Origin of the sequence: Cupriavidus sp. H18C1 (genome assembly GCF_049311595.1) — a bacterium.
Classification (GTDB): domain Bacteria; phylum Pseudomonadota; class Gammaproteobacteria; order Burkholderiales; family Burkholderiaceae; genus Cupriavidus; species Cupriavidus cauae.
In genome coordinates this window covers 3,051,783-3,069,101 of the sequence record NZ_CP186008.1, presented here as the reverse complement: position 1 = coordinate 3,069,101, position 17,319 = coordinate 3,051,783, and the positions used below count along the sequence as shown (strand labels likewise).

The 17,319-nt window shown below is 68.5% G+C and carries 18 protein-coding genes; 12 read left to right on the top strand and 6 right to left on the bottom strand.

The annotated features are described in order from the left end of the window. Window positions 1-79: 79 nt before the first annotated feature. The 3 genes from OJJOAM_RS14190 to OJJOAM_RS14180 all read left to right on the top strand — a co-directional run bounded on the left by OJJOAM_RS14190 (window position 80) and on the right by OJJOAM_RS14180 (window position 4,004). Window positions 80-1,267, top strand: coding sequence for a PLP-dependent aminotransferase family protein (locus tag OJJOAM_RS14190; RefSeq protein WP_422648326.1), 1,188 nt, complete (start codon window positions 80-82; stop codon window positions 1,265-1,267). Window positions 1,268-1,314: 47 nt separating this feature from the next. Continuing rightward, window positions 1,315-1,959, top strand: coding sequence for a glutathione S-transferase family protein (locus OJJOAM_RS14185; protein WP_422648325.1), 645 nt, complete (start codon window positions 1,315-1,317; stop codon window positions 1,957-1,959). A gap of 368 nt (window positions 1,960-2,327) precedes the next feature. Further along, the gene (locus OJJOAM_RS14180) at window positions 2,328-4,004 is read left to right on the top strand and encodes an L-lactate permease (protein WP_422648324.1); all 1,677 of its coding nucleotides are present in this window, start codon (window positions 2,328-2,330) and stop codon (window positions 4,002-4,004) included. A gap of 192 nt (window positions 4,005-4,196) precedes the next feature. Here OJJOAM_RS14180 and OJJOAM_RS14175 read toward each other — a convergent pair whose 3' ends face one another. From OJJOAM_RS14175 to egtD, 3 genes are all read right to left on the bottom strand, one after another. After that, the gene (locus tag OJJOAM_RS14175) at window positions 4,197-5,471 is read right to left on the bottom strand and encodes an SUMF1/EgtB/PvdO family nonheme iron enzyme (RefSeq protein ID WP_422648323.1); all 1,275 of its coding nucleotides are present in this window, start codon (window positions 5,469-5,471) and stop codon (window positions 4,197-4,199) included. Between the two features lie 68 nt (window positions 5,472-5,539). Next, window positions 5,540-5,764, bottom strand: a complete 225-nt coding sequence (locus OJJOAM_RS14170; RefSeq protein ID WP_422648322.1) for a hypothetical protein — start codon at window positions 5,762-5,764, stop codon at window positions 5,540-5,542. After that, window positions 5,728-6,669 carry an L-histidine N(alpha)-methyltransferase gene (gene egtD / locus OJJOAM_RS14165; protein ID WP_422648321.1) on the bottom strand — a complete coding sequence of 314 codons (942 nt, stop codon included), beginning with the start codon at window positions 6,667-6,669 and terminating at the stop codon, window positions 5,728-5,730. Before egtD ends, OJJOAM_RS14170 begins: the two co-directional genes overlap by 37 nt. A gap of 64 nt (window positions 6,670-6,733) precedes the next feature. Between egtD and OJJOAM_RS14160 the strand changes: the two genes are divergently transcribed. The 4 genes from OJJOAM_RS14160 (at window position 6,734) to OJJOAM_RS14145 (ending at window position 9,632) form a co-directional block, all read left to right on the top strand. Continuing rightward, window positions 6,734-6,913, top strand: coding sequence for a hypothetical protein (locus OJJOAM_RS14160; RefSeq protein ID WP_422648320.1), 180 nt, complete (start codon window positions 6,734-6,736; stop codon window positions 6,911-6,913). A gap of 568 nt (window positions 6,914-7,481) precedes the next feature. Beyond that, window positions 7,482-8,180: a TerC family protein gene (locus OJJOAM_RS14155; RefSeq protein WP_149316973.1), complete on the top strand. Its 699-nt coding sequence runs from the start codon at window positions 7,482-7,484 to the stop codon at window positions 8,178-8,180. 169 nt (window positions 8,181-8,349) lie between these two features. Continuing rightward, window positions 8,350-9,144: a thymidylate synthase gene (locus tag OJJOAM_RS14150; protein WP_226107491.1), complete on the top strand. Its 795-nt coding sequence runs from the start codon at window positions 8,350-8,352 to the stop codon at window positions 9,142-9,144. Further along, window positions 9,141-9,632, top strand: coding sequence for a dihydrofolate reductase (locus tag OJJOAM_RS14145; protein ID WP_422648319.1), 492 nt, complete (start codon window positions 9,141-9,143; stop codon window positions 9,630-9,632). Before OJJOAM_RS14150 ends, OJJOAM_RS14145 begins: the two co-directional genes overlap by 4 nt. A 115-nt stretch (window positions 9,633-9,747) precedes the next feature. Here the strand turns inward: OJJOAM_RS14145 and pmbA are convergent, their stop codons facing one another. Next, window positions 9,748-11,118, bottom strand: a complete 1,371-nt coding sequence (gene pmbA, locus OJJOAM_RS14140) for a metalloprotease PmbA (RefSeq protein WP_226107489.1) — start codon at window positions 11,116-11,118, stop codon at window positions 9,748-9,750. Between the two features lie 217 nt (window positions 11,119-11,335). Here pmbA and yjgA point away from each other — a divergent pair, with 217 nt between their 5' ends. Then, the gene (gene yjgA, locus OJJOAM_RS14135) at window positions 11,336-11,845 is read left to right on the top strand and encodes a ribosome biogenesis factor YjgA (protein WP_422648318.1); all 510 of its coding nucleotides are present in this window, start codon (window positions 11,336-11,338) and stop codon (window positions 11,843-11,845) included. Continuing rightward, the gene (mog, locus tag OJJOAM_RS14130) at window positions 11,842-12,510 is read left to right on the top strand and encodes a molybdopterin adenylyltransferase (protein ID WP_422648317.1); all 669 of its coding nucleotides are present in this window, start codon (window positions 11,842-11,844) and stop codon (window positions 12,508-12,510) included. The genes yjgA and mog overlap by 4 nt, the downstream gene beginning before the upstream one ends. 135 nt (window positions 12,511-12,645) lie before the next feature. Here the strand turns inward: mog and OJJOAM_RS14125 are convergent, their stop codons facing one another. Both OJJOAM_RS14125 and orn read right to left on the bottom strand, forming a co-directional pair. Continuing rightward, window positions 12,646-13,527 carry an AEC family transporter gene (locus tag OJJOAM_RS14125; protein ID WP_422648316.1) on the bottom strand — a complete coding sequence of 294 codons (882 nt, stop codon included), beginning with the start codon at window positions 13,525-13,527 and terminating at the stop codon, window positions 12,646-12,648. Window positions 13,528-13,679: 152 nt separating this feature from the next. Further along, entirely contained in the window at window positions 13,680-14,351 is a 672-nt protein-coding gene (gene orn / locus OJJOAM_RS14120; protein ID WP_422648315.1) for an oligoribonuclease, read from the bottom strand. A gap of 222 nt (window positions 14,352-14,573) precedes the next feature. On the opposite strand from orn, the gene OJJOAM_RS14115 reads away from it, so the two are divergent. The 3 genes from OJJOAM_RS14115 to OJJOAM_RS14105 all read left to right on the top strand — a co-directional run bounded on the left by OJJOAM_RS14115 (window position 14,574) and on the right by OJJOAM_RS14105 (window position 17,198). Next, window positions 14,574-15,821, top strand: a complete 1,248-nt coding sequence (locus tag OJJOAM_RS14115) for a M48 family metallopeptidase (RefSeq protein ID WP_422648314.1) — start codon at window positions 14,574-14,576, stop codon at window positions 15,819-15,821. Further along, complete coding sequence (gene rsgA, locus OJJOAM_RS14110) at window positions 15,818-16,816, top strand: ribosome small subunit-dependent GTPase A (RefSeq protein WP_422648313.1); 999 nt, start codon at window positions 15,818-15,820, stop codon at window positions 16,814-16,816. Before OJJOAM_RS14115 ends, rsgA begins: the two co-directional genes overlap by 4 nt. Before the next feature lie 76 nt (window positions 16,817-16,892). After that, window positions 16,893-17,198: a putative signal transducing protein gene (locus OJJOAM_RS14105; protein WP_149316964.1), complete on the top strand. Its 306-nt coding sequence runs from the start codon at window positions 16,893-16,895 to the stop codon at window positions 17,196-17,198. Window positions 17,199-17,319: the final 121 nt, after the last annotated feature.

Below are 17,319 nucleotides of genomic sequence, written 5' to 3'. Positions count from 1 at the left end.
GCGCGCAGCGCGCATCGCCGCACCGATTTGACCGACATCGCGCGGCGCCGCCGCGCGAGAACCACACCAAGAGACCATCATGCATTGGGCCATCTCCCGCCGGGCGCAACAACTGACCAGCTCGGCCATCCGCGAAATCCTCAAGGTCACCGAGCGTCCGGAAGTCATTTCGTTCGCCGGCGGCTTGCCGTCGCCCGCGACCTTCCCGGTCGCCGCGATGGAACAGGCGGTGGCCCGTGTATTCGCCGACAATCCGCACGCCGCGCTGCAGTACACCGCCACCGAGGGCTACCTGCCGCTGCGCGAATTCATCGCGCGCCGCCATGGCGTCGATGTCGAGCGCGTGCTGATCACCACCGGCTCGCAGCAGGCGCTGGACCTGCTGGCCAAGGTGCTGATCGATCCGGGCAGCCCGGTGCTGGTCGAGACGCCCAGCTACCTCGGCGCGCTGCAGGCCTTCTCGCTGTTCGAGCCCGAGTTCGTCTCGCTGCCGAGCGACGACCAGGGCCTGCAGCCCGAGGCGCTGACCGCCGAGCTGACCGCAGGCGCGCGCTTCCTGTACGCGCTGCCGAACTTCCAGAACCCGACCGGCCGCCGCATGCCGCTGGAGCGCCGCCAGGCGCTGGTGCAGCGCGCGCGCGAACTGAACGTGCTGCTGATCGAGGACGATCCCTACGGCGAACTGAGCTACACCGGCAACCAGCTGCCCACGCTGCTGTCGATGAACCCGGACGGCGTGATCTACATGGGCTCGTTCTCGAAGGTGCTCGCGCCCGGCCTGCGGCTGGGCTACGTGATCGCCCCGCCCGACCTGCATTTCAAGCTGTGCCAGGCCAAGCAGGCCTCGGACCTGCATACGCCGAGCTTCACGCAGCGCGTCGCCTACGAGACGATCCGCGACGGCCTGCTCGATACGCATATCCCGACCATCCGCGAGCTCTACGGCAACCAGTGCCGCTACATGCTGGACGCGCTGGCGCGCCATATGCCGGCCGGCGTCAAATGGAACCAGCCCGAGGGCGGCATGTTCATCTGGATGTCGCTGCCCGAAGGGCTGGACAGCATGGCGATCCTGCAGGAGGCGGTCAAACGCAACGTCGCCTATGTGCCCGGCGCCCCGTTCTTCGCCACCAATCCGCGGCAGAATACGCTGCGTCTCGCCTTCGTCACGGTGCCGCCCGAGCGCATCGAGCAAGGCGTGGCGATCCTCGGCAAGCTGTTCGCCGAGGCCATCGCGGCGCAGGCAGGCCACGCGAAGGCCGCCTGATCCGGCGCGGACTGGCCACGGCACCGACCAGAACAAGGAAGACCAATATGTTGCGCATCTGGGGCCGTCTCTCTTCGATCAACGTCCAGAAGGTCGTCTGGTGCGCGCGCGAACTGCATCTCGATCACGAGCGGATCGATATCGGCGTCACGCGCGGCGACCTGGATACCGAGGCCTACGTCCGCCTGAATCCGAACCGGCTGATCCCGGTGATCGAGGACTTCCGCGGCACCGATATCGGCGGCGAGCCGTTCGTGCTGTGGGAGTCGAATGCGATCGTGCGCTACCTGTGCGCGCAGTATGGCGAAGGCTCGCTGTGGCCGGAGGACGTGCGCACCCGCGCCTCCGCCGACCGCTGGATGGACTGGCAGAACACCGCCTTCACGCCGGCCATGGTCGACGCCTTCGTGCAGACCGTGCGCACGCCGGCGGCGCATCGCGACGCCGACGCGGTCGCCCGCTCGATCGCGCGGGCCGAGCCGCTGGCCGCCCTGCTGGACAAGGCGCTGACCGGTCGCGAATTCATCTGCGACGACCGCTTCAGCATGGCGGACATCTCGCTGGCCTGCGCCGCGCATCGCTGGATGGGCATGCCGATCCAGCGCGAGCCGCGTCCCGAACTGGAGCGCTGGCTGGCGAAGATGCGCGCGCGGCCGGCCGCGTCGGGCATCCTGGTGCTGCCGCTGGCTTGAACACCTCCGCTGGTCCCGGCGCTGGCGCCGGGCCGGCCGCCGGAACACCATCTTCTCAGCGGTTCCCTCCCCGGCAGTTGTTCCTTCCTCCGCCCGCCGTGCCGGCAAGCAGACATTTCCGTTCCGCAACAATTGGAGTACGCTGCACACCGGACGCGCGCCCCGGGCAAACCCTGATTCCTGAATCCGGTTCACGCCCATCGTGACGCGATGTATCGCGGGTGACCGATAGCCGTCCTTAAAATCCTTCGCTTGCTCGTGCGCGAAGCTTGGGTCACCCCTGCGCGTCCCTGTCGTGCGCAGGCAAACCGGCGAGGATCGCCCGCAGAAGGATGGCTCGCCGGCCCATCACTGAGGAGGATTCAATCGTGTGGAGTCAAGTCTACGACCCGCTCGGCAGCATGGCCCTGTCCACGCTCGCCGCGGGCGTGCCGGTCGCGGTGCTGTTGGGCGCGCTGGCGTTCTTTCATTTGCAGGCCCACCTGGCCGCCGGCCTGGCGCTGGTGGTCGGCATCGTGGTCGCCTCGGCGATCTTCGGCATGCCCGCCGCGATGGCCGGCAAGGCCGCCGGCCTGGGCATCGCTTCCGGCCTGTTCCCGATCGGCTGGATCGTGCTGAACATCATCTTCTTGCACCGGCTGACCACGCTGAACGGCTCGTTCAAGGTGCTGCAGGGCTCGATCGCCGGCATCACCGAGGACAGGCGCCTGCAGCTGCTGCTGGTGGCGTTCAGCTTCGGCGCCTTCTTCGAGGGCGCGGCCGGTTTCGGCACGCCGGTGGCGGTGACCGGTGCCATCCTGATCGGCCTGGGCTTCTCGCCGCTGGCCGCCTCTGGCCTGGCGCTGATCGCCAATACCGCGCCGGTCGCCTACGGCGCGCTGGGCTCGCCGATCATCGCGCTGTCGGCGGTGACCGGCCTTGACCTGCTCGACCTGTCGGCGATGATCGGCCGCCAGCTGCCGCTGTTCTCGGTGCTGGTGCCGTTCTGGCTGATCTGGGCCTTTGCCGGCTTCCGCGGCATGCTGGAAGTGTGGCCCGCCATCCTGGTTGCCGGCGTCAGCTTCGCGATCCCGCAGTTCCTGGTGTCGAACTACCACGGCCCGTGGCTGGTGGACGTGATCGCGGCGCTGGTGTCGATGGGCTCGCTCGCGCTGTTCCTGAAGGTCTGGAAGCCGAAGAAGATCTGGACCACCACCAAGATCCTGGGCCGCCACGACGAATCGAAGGTCGACGATCCCGAAGCGGTCGCCGCCGAGGCGCGCGCCAACGCCGCGGCCGCCGGCATCTCGACCTCGAAGGCGTGGATGCCCTGGGTCATCCTGACCGTGTTCGTCTTCATCTGGGGCGTGCCGCAGATCAAGAAGGCGTTCGACGCGATCTGGTCGTGGAAGTACGCGATCCCGGGCCTGGACAAGGCCGTGCTGAAGGTGCCGCCGGTGGTGCCGCAGCAGGTCGCCGAGGCCGCGGTGTTCAACTTCAACGTGCTGTCGATGGCCGGCACCGGCATCCTGGTCGCCGCCGTGGTGGGCGGGCTGCTGATGGGCTATTCGGTGCCGCGCCTGCTGCGCGAGTACTGGAACACCATCAAGCTGGTGCGCTACTCGCTGCTGACCATCTGCGCGATGTTCGGCGTCGGCTACCTGACCCGCTATTCGGGCCTTGACGCGACGCTGGGCCTGGCCTTTGCCCACACCGGCGTGTTCTACCCGCTGTTCGGCACCATGCTGGGCTGGCTGGGGGTCGCGCTGACCGGTTCGGACACCGCCTCGAACGTGCTGTTCGGCGGGCTGCAGAAGACCACCGCGGAGCAGCTCGGCCTGTCGCCGGTGCTGATGGCCTCGGCCAACAGCTCGGGCGGCGTGATGGGCAAGATGATCGACGCGCAGTCGATCGTGGTGGCCTCGACCGCGACCAAGTGGTACGGCCACGAGGGCGACATCCTGCGCTACGTGTTCTTCCACTCGGTCGTGCTGGCGATCCTGGTGGGCCTGTTCGTCACGCTGCAGGCCTATGTGGACCCGTTCACCCGCCTGGTGATCCACTGAGCCACTGGGCCACTGAGCCACTGACGGCGATGCCGCTCCCGCGCAAGGGGGACGGCAAGTCCGGCAACGAAAAAGCCCCGCTTCGGCGGGGCTTTTTCATGGCGGGACGATGCGCGTCGCCGGTGCTTCGCCGCTTCGTCGCCGGTTCTTCCGGGCGTTATGCACCCGGAGCGTCCAGCGTGCTCAAAGCGCTCACAGCGCGCAGGTACGAAACCCCACGAAGGCCGCGTCTTCCTCGGGCGCCAGCGCCAGCCGTGCGCGCGCATGGCGCAGCCGCGTGGGACCGACGAAGCAGGCGCCGCGCACGGCCTGGTACAGGCCGAACTGCGCCTGCATCTCGCTGTCGCCGGGCCCCGGGTGCGAGGGCACGTCGGCGAAGCCGGCATACGGCTCATACGGCGTCGCGGTCCATTCGCGCACCGTGCCCCAGCGGAAGCCGCCGCGGCTCTGCACCGCGGCCATCTCCCACTCGGCCTCGTCCGGCAGGCGCCGGCCGGCCCAGGCGCACCAGGCCTGTGCCTCGTACAGCGTCACGTGGCGCACCGCCTCGTCGGGATTGAGCGTGCGCAGCGTGTCGAAGCGCTGCGCCATCCAGGCGCGCGTCTGCGCATGGCGCTCCCAGTAGCGCGGCGCCGAACGCTCCTGCGTCATCAGCCACTGGCGGCCGGCGGGCGACCACCAGTTGGGCCGTTCGTAGCCGCCGTCGTCGACGAACTCCAGGTATTGCGCGTTGGTGACCGGCGCGGCGTCGATCTCGAAGGCCGGCACATAGGTCGGCTGCGCGGGCAGTTCGTCCGGCATCGCGAAGCCGTCCGGCTCGCTCCAGCCCTGCGTGAAACGGCCGCCGGGAAACTGCAGCGTGCCGGCGTCGGGCACGCTGACGGGCGGGCGGGTCAGCGCGGGATCGTCGGGGGCCATCGCCAGCGCCTGCAGCAGCGCCGCGATACGTTCGATCTGCGCGTCCTCGTGCTGCAGGGCCCGGCGGAAGGGATACAGCGTGTCGTCGCCATCGTCGGGCAGCAGCGCGATCCGGCGCAGCACCGCGTCGAGCACCGAGGCCGCGTAGTGCTTCAGCGCGGCGACGTCGGGCAAGGCGGCTTCCCAGCGCGCATCGGGGCCGATGCGCTCGGGATCGAACCATTCGTCGGCACCGTCGAGCAGCGCCGGCACGGCCGGCACCGGCAGCAGCACGCCGGCGCGCTCCTGCCATTGCACGTCGCGCAGGCACCACCATTCGGCATGCCAGGCGAGATGGCCCAGCGTCCATAGCGGGGGATCGGCATCGTACTGGCGCGGCACGATCCAGCCGCGGCGGGCCGCGCCGAAGGCGGACAGCCAGGCCAGCGTGCGGTTGCGGCTGTCGACCAGCGCCTGCGCCAGCCCCTCGCGCGGCAGGCGCCGCGCGTCGCTCCAGTCGTGCCGGCCGCCGGTGAAATACAGATCGGGAAGCATGGTGAAGCCGCTCATCGGATTGCCCGCCTCGTCAAACGCCGCTGGAAAAACCGCTCGCAGCGCGGGCGGCATGTCAGCGGACATTATGACACCGCGGCTTTTCCCTTCCCCTGGCGCGCCTTTGGGCCGCAGCTTCGCTTGACCTTCGGGCGCCTCCGGTCCGGCAAGCCCATCAAGGTCGTCAAGCCCATCAGGCCCATCAGGCCCATCAGGTCCTTCAGGTCCTTCAGGTCCTTCAGGTCCTTCAGGTCCGTCAGGCCCGTCAGGCCCGTCAGGCCGGCACCCGCGCGTGGAACACCGCGAACCATTGCCGCGCGTCGGTCCAGCAGACCGGATCGGCAAAGCCCGCTTCCTCGAGCAGCGCGGCGAAGCCCTCGACGCGGTACTTGTGCGAGTCCTCGGTATGGATGCGCTCGCCGGCATGGAAGGCACGGCCGCCGCCGGTCCAGTGCACCTCGACGTCGCGCACCGCCTGCAGATGCATCTGGATACGCGAGCCCTGCCGATCGAAGCTGGCGACATGGCGCCAGTCGGCCAGCGCGAAGTTGGCGTCGATCGCGCGATTGACGTTGCGCAGCACGTTGCGGTTGAACGCCGCGGTCACGCCCAGCGCATCGTCGTAGGCCGATACCAGTTGCGCCTCGTCCTTGAGCAGGTCGACGCCGATCAGCACGCCGTCGCCCTGGCGCGCCGCCGCGCGCAGCCGCTGCAGCAGCGCCAGCGCGGCATCGGGGGCGAAGTTGCCGATGCTGGAGCCCGGGTAGAAGAACAGCCGCCGGCCCTGCCGGATCGGCGCCGGCAGCGCGAGCGGCGCGCACAGGTCCGCACCCAGTCCCATCATCGGGATCTGCGGATGCTGCCGTTGCAGCCCGGCCAGCGTGTCGCGCAGGAATTCGACCGAGATATCGAGCGCGACGTACTGGGCGGGGCGCAGCACGCCGAACATCCGCGCGGCCTTCTGGCAATTGCCGGCGCCCAGGTCGATCAGCACGCCGCCGCTGCCGCAGCGCGCGCCGATCGCGGTGGCATGCGCGGCGAAGATCTCGGCCTCGGTGCGGGTCGGGTAGTACTCGGGCAAGGCGGTGATCGCCTCGAACAGCCGCGAGCCCAGCACGTCGTAGAAATGCTTGGGCTGGACGCTGGCGTGCGGCGCCAGCAGGCCGTCGATCAGGTCGGCGCGCTCGGCCTCGTCGTCGTGGCGGTACTGCTGCACGAAGGCGAGCGGATCGCCGAAACGCGAGCGGGCCCTGGCGAGGGACGAGGCGGCGGCGGACCCGTTGGACGATGGGGAGGACGAAGACGACGAAGACGGCGAAGACGGCGAAGATGAAGAAGACGATGAAGACGGGGACGATGAAGCGGTGGCGCGCGATCCGGATCCGTTGTCCTGGCGGACGTGGCGCGATGGCATACCGATGGGGTCAGCCGGCATAAAGTTCTTCCTTCTGGTCGGTTGATGTGGCTGGATGTCACTGGGTACTGCACAACCCCGAACCCCGGTCACACCGCCGCGGGAAACGGCCGGTGCGGGCAGAGGACGCGCCCCCCATCGCTGTCCGGCGGCGCATCGGCCACTGCCGATCCGCTAAGAATAGGCGCTATCGAGCCCCTTTGCCTGCCCGCCTGCCTCCGACACGCCGCGTAGCGGCCCGCGCCTGACCGCCGCCGACGCCCCACGCAACGGCCGCCGCGGCCCCGTGCCATGGCCCGCCGCGAGGGTAAACGCCATTTGCCGCAAAGGCGACAATCGCCATGGACCTCGTTTATAATCCGTGCCCAAGCAAGGCCGACCACGGCCAAGCCCCTTCAAAGGGGAGTAGCTCCAGGGCAGCCCGCCCTTAGCACAATCGTCATTACGAGCGCCGCGTCCCCATTGCGGCCTCCGGTTGTGCTGACCGTACCGGCGAGATCGCCGGTCGGTCGAGCAAGACCTTTGCAACCTGGATTCATGGTTTGCAGAGGCTCCCGTCCGCGGCTGCATGACTCCAGGCGAATCCGTATTTCACGTATCCAACAGGAGAGTTCATGGAGTGGCTTACCGATCTGTTCACGATGCAGTTTCTGACGGCACTGCTGTCGATCGTCGTTATCGACCTGGTGCTCGCTGGCGACAATGCCATCGTGATCGCGCTGGCGGCGCGTAACCTGCCGCCGCATCTGCAAAAGAAGGCCATCGTCTGGGGCACCATCGGTGCCGTCGTGGTGCGTTCGGCCATGACCATCGGCGTGGTCTGGCTGCTGAAGATCCCTGGCCTGATGCTGGTTGGCGGCCTCGCGCTGGTGTGGATCGCCTACAAGCTGCTGTCCGACGAGAACGGCGAGGACGAGCACGGCGCCCCGGCGACCACGCTGGCCGGCGCGATGAAGACCATCATCATCGCCGACGCCGTGATGGGCGTCGACAACGTGCTGGCCGTGGCCGGCGCCGCGCACGGCAGCTTCCTGCTGGTGGTGCTGGGCCTGCTGATCAGCATCCCGATCGTGGTCTGGGGCTCGCGCCTGGTGCTCAAGCTGATGTCGCGCTACCCGGTCATCATCTACCTGGGCGCCGGCGTGCTGGCCTTCACCGCGGCCAAGATGATCCTGGGCGAACCGCTGGTCAAGCCGTTCTTCGCCGCCAACCCGGCGCTGGCATGGCTGCTGTATGCCGTGATCATCGGCGGCGTGCTTGGCGCCGGCTATCTGGTGCAGAAGCGCCGCGCGCCGGCGGTCGAAAGCCAGTAAGCAGCACGCTCGCTTCCCGCCCGCGCGGGAATGACGAGATCGGATCAAGGGGCGGCTCCACAGGGGCCGCCCCTTTTTTCATGCCGGCGCCCGTTCGAGGCGCATCGGCTAGAATGACGGCCTGGCCCGCATGCCGCCGCGCTGCGGCCCTTTTTCCTTTCCGACGCCGATGAAACAGTATCTCGACTTCATGCGCCATGTGTACGAGCATGGCACCGTCAAGGCGGACCGCACCGGCACCGGCACGCGCTCGGTGTTCGGCTATCAGATGCGCTTCGACCTGCGCGAAGGCTTCCCGGTGGTCACCACCAAGAAGCTGCATCTGAAGTCGATCATCTATGAGCTGCTGTGGTTTCTGCAGGGCTCGACCAATGTGCGCTGGCTGCAGGAAAACGGCGTCACGATCTGGGACGAATGGGCCGACGAGAACGGCGAGCTCGGCCCGATCTACGGCTACCAATGGCGTTCGTGGCCCGCGCCCAACGGCGAGCATATCGACCAGATCGCCCAGCTGATCGAACAGATCCGCGGCAATCCGGATTCGCGCCGGCTGATCGTGTCGGCCTGGAACGTCGGCGACATCCCGCGCATGAAGCTGCCGCCCTGCCACGCGTTCTTCCAGTTCTACGTGGCCGACGGCCGCCTGTCGTGCCAGCTGTACCAGCGCAGCGCCGACATCTTCCTCGGCGTGCCGTTCAACATCGCCAGCTATGCGCTGCTGACGCACATGATCGCGCAGCAGACCGGCCTCGAAGTCGGCGATTTCGTCTGGACCGGCGGCGACTGCCACATCTACAGCAACCACGAGGAGCAGGTGCGCACGCAGCTCGCGCGCGAGCCGATGGCGCTGCCGAAGCTGCAGATCCTGCGCAAGCCCGATTCGATCTTCGACTACCGCTACGAGGACTTCGCGCTGGTCGGCTACGAATCGCATCCGGCCATCAAGGCCCCGGTCGCGGTATGACGCTGCTGACGTTGATCGTCGCGCGCGCGCGCAACGGCGTGATCGGCCGCGACAACACGCTGCCGTGGCGGCTGCCCGAGGACCTCGCGCACTTCAAGCGCACCACGATGGGCGCGCCGGTGATCATGGGCCGCAAGACCTGGGAATCGATCGGCCGGCCGCTGCCGGGCCGCCGCAATATCGTGGTGAGCCGCAATGCCGGTCTGCGGCTGGATGGCGCGGAAACCGCGTCCTCGCTCGAGGATGCGCTGCGCCTGTGCGTCGGCGTCGAACAGGTCTTCCTGATCGGCGGCGCGCAGCTCTATGCCGAGGCGCTGCCAAGCGCCGACCGGCTGATCGTCACCGAGATCGACGCCGATATCGAGGGCGACGCCCACTTCCCCGAGATCGATCCGCAGCGCTGGATCGCCACCGAACGCGAGCGGCATCATTCCGAGTCGAACGGCTTCGACTATGCGTTCGTGACGTACGAACGGGCGCCGGAGTAAGCAGCAGTCAGAATCGGCCAGCGCTGAAGCGAGCGCACTGGCGATAACGGTACGCCCTCTCCCGCCTGCGGGAGAGGGGAGAACACCGCCGGCTTCGCTTAAGCGAGCGTTCCGCTCAATTCCCCGCGATCGTCATCTGCTCGATCAGGATCGAGCCGGTCTCCTTGGTGCCGCGCACCAGCGTGTCGGCGCCGATCGCGACGATCTGGCGGAACATCTCCGCCATGTTGCCGGCGATCGTAATTTCCTCGACCGGATACTGGATCACGCCGTTCTCGACCCAGTAGCCCGACGCGCCGCGCGAATAGTCGCCGGTCACGTAGTTGACGCCCTGCCCCATCAGCTCCGTCACCAGCAGGCCGGTGCCCAGCTTGCGCAGCATCGCCGGAAAATCGTCGCCCGGCTGCGTCAGCTTGCTGGTCAGCGCCAGGTTGTGCGAGCCGCCGGCATTGCCGGTGGTCTGCATGCCGAGCTTGCGCGCCGAATAGGTCGACAGGAAATAGCCTTCCACCACGCCGTCGCGCACCACGTCGCGCGCGCGCGTCTTGACGCCCTCTTCGTCGAACGGCGCGCTGCCCATCGCGCCCGGGACGTGGGGACGCTCATGGATGTCGATGTGCGGCGCGAATACCGCCTTGCCCAGCGTGTCGTACAGGAAGGTCGACTTGCGATAGAGCGCACCGCCCGATACCGCCTGCACGAAGGCGCCCAGCAGCCCCGCCGCCAGCGGGGCCTCGAACAGCACCGGGCAGCGGCGCGTCGACAGCTTGCGCGCATGCAGCCGCGCCAGCGCGCGTTCGGCGGCGTAGCGGCCGATCGCTTCGGGCTCGGCCAGCGCTTCGGGCGCGCGCTTGGACGAATACCAGTCGTCGCGCTGCATGCCGCTGCCGCTGCCGGCGATCGGCGCGCACGAGACGAAATGGCGCGAATACGGATAGCCGCCGACGAAGCCGCGCGTGGTGGCCAGCACGAACTGCGAATGCTGCGCCGACACGCTGGCGCCATCGCTGTTGCGGATGCGCGGCGACACCGCGAAGGCGGCGGCCTCGGCGCGGCGCGCGATCTCGATGGCCTGCTCGGCGTCGATGGCCCACGGGTGGAACAGATCCAGGTCGAGCGGATCGCGTTCGAGCAGTTCCTCTTCGGCCAGCCCCGCGCAGTCGTCCTCGGCGGTAAAGCGCGCGATGTTGTAGGCGGCCTCGGCGGTGGCGCGCAGCGCGGCCGGCGAGAAGTCCGAGGTGCTGGCATTGCCGCGCCGCTTGCCGATCATCACGGTCACGCCGACCACCTTGTCGCGGTTCTGCTCGATCGTCTCGACCTCGCCCTTGCGCACCGAGACCGACAGGCCGCTGCCCTCGGAAATCTCGGTGGCGGCATCGGTGGCGCCCAGTTCGCGGGCGACGCGCAGCACATCGGCTGCCATTTCGCTCAGTTGCGCCTGGGTGTAGGTGAAGTGGACGTTCTGGTCGGTCATGAGATCGGACATGCGTTAGTCTGGCGTAGGTCGGGCGTGGGAGGGGCGATTCCGGCGTCGGGCCGGAAGCCAGGGAGGCAAACGAAACCCAAACGGGAATCATAGCAAGATAAAATGCCGCCCATGACGCGACATCCCCGCCACTCCCCCGGCGCCGGCTTTCCCGGCGCCTTCGCCCCCCGAGCCCGACGACGACTCGCCCAAGAGCAAATCGCAGCGCAAGCGCGACATGCATGCGCTGCAGGACCTGGGCAGCGAGCTCGAGGCGCTGCCCAAGGACCGGCTGGCGCGCGTGCCGATGCCCGAGGTGCTCGAGGACGCGATCCGCGAGGCGCGCCGCATCACCAGCCACGAAGGCAAGCGCCGCCAGATGCAGTATGTCGGCAAGGTGATGCGCGGCCTGAACGACGACGAGATCGACGCGATCCGGCGCGCGCTGGACGGCTTCAAGGGCACCAGCAAGGCCGAGACCGCACGCCTGCATCTGATCGAGCGCTGGCGCGAGCTGCTGCTCAAGGACGACGAGGCGCTGACGCGCTTCCTCGCCGAGCATCCGGCCGTCGACGTGCAGGCACTGCGCAGCCTGATCCGCAACGCGCGCAAGGAGCAGCAGCTGTCCAAGCCGCCGCGGCACTTCCGCGAGCTGTTCCAGGCCATCAAGAGCGCGCTCGAGGCACGCGAGCAGCCCGGCGCGGCAGCGGCCGCGCCCTCACCCGGACAGGACCAGGAGCCAGCATGAGCGACCCCACCCAAACCCTCAGCCAAGCGAGCAGCCAGCCGATCACCCAACCGATCGCCCGCCGCCATCCCGACGAGCTGCTGGTCGGCTTCGTGTCGATCTCGGACCGCGCCTCCGCGGGCACCTATCAGGACGAAGGCATCCCCGCGCTGCGCGACTGGTTCGGCCGCACGCTGACCTCGCCGTGGCAGGGGGTCGAACGGCTGATCCCCGACGAGCAGACGCAGATCTCGCGCACGCTGATCGAGCTGGTCGACGTGGCCGGCTGCGACCTGGTGCTGACCACCGGCGGCACCGGCCCGGCGCGCCGCGACGTGACGCCCGAAGCCACGCTGGCGGTCGCCACCAAGGAGATGCCGGGCTTCGGCGAACAGATGCGCCAGGTCAGCCTGCATTTCGTGCCGACCGCGATCCTGTCGCGCCAGGTGGCGGTGATCCGCGAGACGCCGAGCCATGCGGCGCTGATCATCAATCTGCCGGGCCAGCCGCGCGCGATCCGCGAGACCCTCGAAGGGCTGCGCGGCGACGACGGCAAGCCGCTGGTGCAAGGCATCTTCGCCGCGGTGCCGTACTGCATCGACCTGATCGGCGGGCCCTACATCGAGACCGACGAGGCCGTGGTCAAGGCCTGGCGGCCCAAGCACGCGATCCGTCCGTCCAGGTAAGCGAGCGCCGGGCCCCTCTCCCCCGCGCCTCTGTCGCGCGTGGGAGGGGGAACACCAAGGGCGCTTGCTACCCGCTCCTTCCTCCCCCGCTTGCGACAGCGGGGTTGGCGCAGAGGGCCTGCAGGCCAACGCCCTCTACCGCAGTCCCAGATACAACCCCACCGGCACGAACACCACCGCCGCGATATTGCCCAGCAGCACGATCGAGGCCACCTGGTCCGGCTCCTGCCGGAAATGATCGGCCACCAGGAAGTTCAGCACCGCCGGCGGCAGCGCGGCAAAGACGAACAGCAGTCCGCGCTGCAGCTCGGTCAGGGGCACCACCGCCGCCAGCGCCAGCGCGCAGGCGATGCCGGTCAGCGGGCAGATCACCGCGCCGGCCAGCCCCATGCCCCAGTTGCGCAGATTGACGTCCTTCATCCGCACGCCCAGCGCGAACAGCATCAGCGGCACGGTGGCGTCACCCAGCAGCTTGATCGACTGGTAGACCGGATCGGGCAGCGCAAACCACGGCCGCATCAACGACAGGCCCACGCCCGCGATGGTCGCCAGCACCATCGGGTTGCGCGAGATCTGCGCCAGCGAGGCATGGCGGTTGACGATCTTCAGCCCGAGCGTGAAATGCATCAGGTTGGACGCCGCGAACAGCGCCACCGCGGGGGCCAGGCCGGCCGGCCCGAAGGCGAACACCGACAGCGGCAGCCCCATGTTCCCGGAGTTGTTGAACATCATCGGCGGCACGAAGGTGCGCGGGTCCGCGCCCATCAGCCGCGCCGCGCCCAGCGCCAACAGGCCCGAGCCGAGCACCACGCCGACCGCGCAGGCCAGCAGCGCCAGCTGGTCGGCCAGCACGAACTCCTTGCTGACGAAGGCCGACACCACCAGCAGCGGCGCGATCACGTCCAGCGTGGCGCGATTGATGCCCGCCATGTCGGGATGGGCCTTGCGCCCGTACAGCCAGCCAACCAGGATGATCAGGATGACCGGCGTGATGATCGAGACGATGCGCTCAAGCATGGCGGGATGGGTGTGGGTGGAAGGAGTGCGGGCGATCGAGAGCGGGATGAACCGGCGGCGGCATCATCCGCCGTCCCCGCGCAGGCGGGGACCCGCGGCTCGGGGCAGGTCGCCGGGTCCCCCGCATGCAGGGGACGACGAACAGGGCAGGATCAGGCGCCGCCGGTGGAGGCGGCCGTGCCGCCCGCGTCCGCCGCGCCCTGCTCCGCCTGCTGGCTGCTGCGAATGAAGTGCGTGCGGTAGTAGCGCAGCTCCTCGATCGACTCGAGGATGTCGGCCAGCGCCGTATGCAGCTGCCGCTTGATGAAGCCCTTGTGGATCGCCGGCTCCCAGCGCTTGCACAGCTCCTTCAGCGTCGACACGTCGAGGTTGCGATAGTGGAAGAAGGCCTCGAGCTTGGGCATGTAGCGCGCCATGAAGCGGCGGTCCTGGCAGATCGAATTGCCGCACATCGGCGACTTGCCTGCGGGTACCCAGCGCTTGAGGAAGGCGAGCAGCTCGGCCTCGGCCTGGGCCTCGGTCAGCGTCGAGGCCTTGACCTTGTCGATCAGGCCCGAGCGGCCATGGGTGCCCTTGTTCCAGTTGTCCATCGCGTCGAGCACGGCGTCGTCCTGATGGATCACCAGCACCGGGCCCTCGGCCAGGATATGCAGCTCGGAGTCGGTGACCACCACCGCGACCTCGATGATGCGGTCGTTCTCGGGCGACAGCCCGGTCATCTCCATGTCGAGCCACACTAGATTGTTTTCGCTCTTGACCGACTTGACGGCGGGCGTGGCGGAGGCGGGAGCGGGTACGGAGGCGGCGGGGCTGGAGCTTGTCATCGGACTGCGTGAGGATCGGGAATCGGGAGGGATCGGAAGAATCGGAGTAATCGGTACGGACGATCGCGGCCGGACGGCGGCACCGATGGTCGGCACCCATGGCTGCACCGATGGCTGCACCGATGAGCGGCCCGGATGGACAGCACGGACGGCGGCCCGGCGCGAAGTCATATAATTCTCGCATATCGATGGCACTAGACCGCCCCACAAGGCAAGGACCCGATGTTCACGCTGCTTTTTCTCGTCGCCCTGGTGGTGATGGTGCTCACCAAACTCTGGCTGGCCGCGCGCCAGGTTCGCCATGTCGGCCTGCATCGCGACACCGTGCCGCCGCGCTTCGCCGATACCATCTCGCTGGCCGCGCACCGCAAGGCCGCCGACTACACGATCGCCCGCACGCGGCTGTCGATGCTCGAAGTGCTGGCCGGCGCCGCCGTGCTGATCGGCTTCACGCTGCTCGGCGGCCTGCACTGGCTGAACCAGTTCTGGTACGGCACGCTCGGCCCCGGCTACGCCTATGGCGTCGCGCTGATCGCCAGCGTCGCGCTGATCGGCGGGCTGGCCGAGCTGCCCTTCACGCTGTACGCGCAGTTCGGCATCGAGCAGCGCTTCGGCTTCAACCGGATGACATGGCGGCTGTGGCTGCTCGACACCATCAAGATGCTGGTGGTGGCCGCGGTGCTTGGCCTGCCGCTGCTGCTGGCGGTGCTGTGGCTGATGGACCGGACCGGCCCGTGGTGGTGGCTGTGGACCTGGGTGGTGTGGATGGCCTTCAACCTGGTGCTGCTGGTGATCTTCCCGACCTGGATCGCGCCGCTGTTCAACAAGTTCGAGCCGTTGACCGACGAGACGCTGAAGCAGCGCATCGAGGCGCTGATGCGCCGCTGCGGCTTCGCCAGCAAGGGCCTGTTCGTGATGGACGGCTCGCGCCGCAGCGCGCACGGCAACGCCTATTTCACCGGCTTCGGCGCGGCCAAGCGCATCGTCTTCTTCGACACGCTGCTGTCGCGGCTGAACGCCGACGAGATCGAGGCCGTGCTCGCGCACGAGCTCGGCCACTTCAAGCGGCGCCATATCGTCAAGCGCATCGTCGTGACGTTCGCGCTGAGCCTGGCCTTCCTCGCGCTGCTGGGCTGGCTGTCGACGCAGGCGTGGTTCTACACGGGCCTGGGCGTGCTGCCGAACCTGATGTCGGACAGCCACGCGCTGGCGCTGGTGCTGTTCTTCCTGACGCTGCCGGTGTTCACGTTCCTGCTCGGACCGCTGTCGAGCCTGACCTCGCGCCGGCATGAATTCGAGGCCGACGCGTTTGCCGCCGAGCACGCCGATGCCGGCCATCTGGTATCGGCGCTGGTCAAGCTGTACAAGGACAACGCGTCGACGCTGACGCCCGACCCGCTCTACAGCGCGTTCTACTACTCGCACCCGCCCGCGGCGCAGCGTATCGACCGGCTGCTGGCGCACGCATGAACCGCCCCGACCGACAACGAGGCGGCGCCGCCGCCGGCCGCGGCGTGCCTGCCGCATCGACGCGTGGGTCGACGCCCGGATCGACGCGCGAATCCGCGCTGATCGTCGCCGCGCACGGTCGCCACTATGTGATCGAACTGGACGATGGGGAGCGCACGCGCATGCATGCGTTTCCGCGCGGCAAGAAGAGCGAATGCGCGGTCGGCGATCGCGTGCGCGTCGAGCGTGCCGCGGCGGACCAGTGCGTGATCGTCGAGGTCGAGCCGCGCCGCAATCTGCTGCATCGCTCCGACCAGTTCAAGTCCAAGCTGCTGGCCGCCAATATCGACCAGGTCGCGATCGTGCTGGCGACCGAGCCCAGCTTCTCCGAGGACCTGCTGGGCCGCGCGCTGGTTTCCGCCGAGGCGCTGGAGATCGCGCCGCTGATCCTGCTGAACAAGACCGATCTGACCGAACGGCTGGAGGAGGCGCGGCGCCGGCTGACGCTGTACCGCCAGCTCGGCTATCGCACCGTGGAGTTGTCGGTGCACGGCAATCCCGACGACGCGCTGGCGCAGCTGCGTCCGCTGACCGCCGGGCGCGCGACCATCCTGATCGGCCAGTCCGGCATGGGCAAGTCGTCGCTGCTGAACCTGTTGATTCCTGGCGTGGAGGCGCAAACCCGCGAGATCTCGGCCAAGCTCGATTCGGGCAAGCACACCACGACGTTCACGCGGCTCTACCACCTGCCCGACGACTGGGGCCAGGGCGGCAGCCTGATCGATTCGCCCGGCTTCCAGGAGTTTGGCCTGCACCATCTGTCCGAAGGCATGCTCGAGCGCGCCTTCCCGGAGTTCCGCCCGCGGCTGACCGAATGCCGGTTCTACAACTGCCACCACATCAACGAGCCGGGGTGCGGGGTGCTGGCCTCGGTGGACGCCGGCGGCATCGCGCCGCGGCGGCATCAGCTGTATCTGCAGCTGCTGCACGAGTCGCGGCAGCAGAAGCCGTGGTAAGCAAGCCGTAGGGGTCTCTCCCCCTCTCGCCGGGCCCGTGCTAAGGTGTCCCGCATCCCCACTGCCGGTGACGCCGATGAAACTGCTGCTGTCGACGCCCTCGCTGGTGCATGCGGCCCACTGCCGCAATCTGCTGCTGGCGGCGGGCATTCGCGCGCAACTGCGCAATACCTGGCTGGCCGGGGCGACCGGCGATATTCCGTTTCAGGAGAGCGCGCCGCAGGTGTGGCTGCTCGACGATGCGCGCGAGGAGGAAGCGTGGGCGGTGCTCGATGCCGCCGCCAATCCGGCGCCGGGGCCGCGCTGGCGCTGCACGCGCTGCGGCGAATGGCACGAGGCGCAGTTCGGCGCCTGCTGGCAGTGCGGCAGCCCGCGGCCCTGAACCGGGCACCGAACGCGAGTTCTGAACCGCGCACTGAATCCGGCCCTGAACTGGGTCCTGAACCGAGGCCCTGAACCGCAGCCCTGGATCGCGGCCCAGGCATGAGCGACCGCCCCGGCCG